The 3,017-nt window shown below is 67.9% G+C and carries 4 protein-coding genes; all 4 read right to left on the reverse strand.

The genetic code is table 11. The features are described 5' to 3' along the window. A partial coding sequence (locus Q7P21_RS20445) for a ribonuclease J (RefSeq protein WP_304180259.1) occupies positions 1–686 on the reverse strand: 686 nt, incomplete at its 3' end. Further along, a complete protein-coding gene (locus Q7P21_RS20450; RefSeq protein WP_304180261.1) occupies positions 686–1,459 on the reverse strand; it encodes a type III pantothenate kinase in 774 nt (257 codons plus the stop codon). The genes Q7P21_RS20450 and Q7P21_RS20445, both read right to left, overlap by 1 nt. A 1-nt stretch (position 1,460) precedes the next feature. Next, entirely contained in the window at positions 1,461–2,198 is a 738-nt protein-coding gene (locus Q7P21_RS20455; protein WP_304180264.1) for a biotin--[acetyl-CoA-carboxylase] ligase, read from the reverse strand. Continuing rightward, on the reverse strand, positions 2,199–3,017 hold an 819-nt coding region (locus Q7P21_RS20460; protein WP_304180267.1), incomplete at its 5' end, for an NADH-quinone oxidoreductase subunit N. It abuts the gene before it with no gap.

Consider the following 3,017-nt stretch of genomic DNA (forward strand, 5'->3'; position numbering starts at 1 on the left):
GTCAGGCCGCCGATCAGCCCGCCCAGCGCCGTGCGCACATCGGCTTCCGATCCCGCCTCGCCGTCGACGAACACATTGGTGGAATCGCAGACCATGGCCAGCACGCCCTCGTCGCCGAGCCGCTCGATGGCGGCGACGTCGGTGACGGAACCCAGGACCGGATCAGGATCGATCTTCCAGTCGCCGGTGTGCAGGATGGTGCCCAGGGGCGTGCGGATCGCCAGGCCGTTAGGCTCGGGGATCGAGTGGGTGAGCGTGATCAGTTCCAGATCGAAGGGGCCGATCGAGAAGCGGCCGCTGAGCGGCACCTCGGTGATCTCGGCCTCTTCCACCAAATCCTTTTCCCGCAGCTTCTCGCGCAGCAGGAAGGCGGTGAAGGGAGTGGCGTAGAGCGGCGCGCGCAGGCGCGGCCACAACCAGGCCACGGCCCCGATATGGTCCTCATGGGCGTGGGTCAGCACGATGCCCAGGATGTCATGGGCGTGAGCCTCGATGAATTCCGGGTCGGGCAGGATGATCTCCACGCCAGGCGTGGTCTGATCGCCGAAGGTCACCCCGAGGTCGACGACGATCCATTTGCGCGCGTGCGGCGGACCGAAGCCATAGAGGTTGAAGTTCATGCCGATCTCGTTCGAACCGCCGAGCGGCAGGAACACGAGTTCGTCGTCTGGGTTGGATTTCGCCATTACGCCTTGATTTTGTTGCGCCGCTGGATTTCCAGCAGACCGCGAATAGTAAGATCGGGGTCGAAGTGATCGATCGCCAGGGTCGCGCCGTGGAACAGCGAGGCCACCCCGCCGGTCGCGACGACGGTCATGGGACCATCCCACTCCGCCTTGATACGGGCGATCAGCCCTTCGATGAGGGCTATATAGCCCCAAAACACGCCAGATTGCATGGCGCCTACAGTATCCTTGCCCAAAACCCGCTGGGGCTTCTGGATCGCCACCCGGGGCAGCTTGGCGGCGGCCGCGTGCAGGGCCTCCATGGACAGGTTGATGCCGGGCGCGATGACCCCGCCCTCGAACCCGCCATCGGCCGCCACCACGTCGAAGGTGGTGGCCGTGCCGCTATCGATCACGATCAGGGCGCCGGGATAGACCACGTGGGCGCCGATGGCGTTGACCAGCCGGTCCGCGCCGGCCTCGGACGGCTTGTCGATGCGGACCTCGATGCCCAGCTCGGCGTTCTCGCCGATCACCAGGGGTTCCACGTGCAGATAGCGGCGGGCGAGGTTGCGCAGGTTGAAGATCGACTGCGGCACGACGCTGGAAATGATGCAGGCGTCCAGCACCTCGAACCTCAGCCCGGCCATGGCCAGCAGTTGGAACAGCCAGACCGCGTACTCGTCGGCCGTGCGGCTGGAATCCGTGGCGGCGCGCCACTGGGCGATCCAGGTCTCGCCGTCATGGACGGCGAAGAGGGTGTTGGTGTTGCCCTGTTCGATGGCGAGAAGCATGTCAGCCTTCCCCGAAAAAAACGTCGCCGGCGGTTATGCGCAGAACCGCGCCGTCGTCCAGCCGCAACCTGAGCGCCCCGTCCAGGTCGAGGCCCTCGGCCACCCCGCGATGGGTCTGGTTGGGCAGGCGGGCCACGCAGGGCTCGCCCAGGCCGTGGGCCCGTGCGGTCCAGGCGCGCGCAATCGGGGCGAAGCCCTCGCGCTCCCATAGGCTGCGCCAGGTCTCGAAGCTGCGGGCCAGGATCTCCAGGGCGTCGCGGGGCTGGGGCGGGGGGCCGGACATGAAGTCGGCGAACGAGGTCGCCGGGCGTTCCACATCGACAGGATGGTGAGCCAGATTGACCCCAATCCCGACCGCGACCCAGAGCAGGCCGTCGGCGCGCTGGCCGGACTCCACCAATATGCCCGAAGCCTTCCGACCGTGGATCATCAGGTCATTGGGCCATTTCAGCCGGGCGGTGTCGGGGCCCAGGCAGGCGTCGGCCAGATCGGCGACAGCAAGGGCGGCGATGAACGACACCTGGGCGGCGTCGCCCGGGCTCATCGGCGTCAGGAACAGCTGGGTCGCAGCCAGGTTGCCGGTCGAGGTGTTCCAGGCCCGACCGCGCCGACCGCGACCGGCGGTCTGGCGCAGGGCGGTGATCCAGACCGGGCCGCCCTCCCCCGCCTCGGCGCGACGGCGCGCCTCGGCGTTGGTGGAGTCGATCTCGTCATAGGCCTCGATGGCCGGAATTCGCACCTAGGCGAGGCCGAAGGCCGCGGCGGCGGCCTTGGCCAACGGGTCGATGAACACCAGGGCGCCCAGCACGACCGGGAAGGTGAACAGGGCCGCCGAGATGGCGATGGTCTTGGCCTCCATCGGCGGCGCGTCGGTGCGGCCCACGGCGTTGTCGAACCACATCACCTTGATCAGGCGCAGATAGTAGAAGGCCGCCACGACCGAGCCGACCAGGCCGGCGATGGCCGCGCCCTGGATCGCCACGTCCGGCGTGTTGATCGCCGCCTTGAACACATAGAACTTGGCCCAGAAGCCGGAGAACGGCGGCAGGCCCAGCGCCGACAGCGAGAAGGCGGTCATGGCAAGGGCGATGCCCGGGCGTTCCTTGAACAGGCCAGCCATGTCATCGATCGTCTCCATGGCCTTGCCGTCGCGGCTGAGCGCCGAGAGGCAGGCGAAGAAGCCGGTCACGTCGACCATGTAGAGCACCATGAACACCAGCATGGCCTGGACGCCCTCGGCATTGCCGGAGGCGAGGCCCAGCACGGCGTAGCCGACATTGGCGATCGAGGAATAGGCCCACAGGCGCTTGAGGTTCTTCTGGGCCAGGCCCGCGAAGGCCCCGACCGCGATGGACAGCAGGGCCACGATCACCAGCACCTGGCGCCACTGGTCCACGGCGCCGGCGAAACCCTCGGTGAGAATGCGGGCGAACAGCAGCATGGCGGCCAGCTTCGGCGCGCCGGCGAAGAAGCCGACGACCGGGGTGGGCGCGCCCTCATAGACGTCCGGGGTCCACATGTGGAACGGCGCGGCCGAGACCTTGAAGGCCAGGCCGCA

The organism is Phenylobacterium aquaticum, assembly GCF_947378715.1.
Lineage (GTDB): Bacteria > Pseudomonadota > Alphaproteobacteria > Caulobacterales > Caulobacteraceae > Phenylobacterium > Phenylobacterium aquaticum_A.

Excerpts from the sequence above, each read along its gene's own strand:
- Q7P21_RS20450 (WP_304180261.1), bottom strand. The coding sequence starts at position 1,459 with ATGCTTCTCGCCATCGAACAGGGCAACACCAACACCCTCTTCGCCGTC.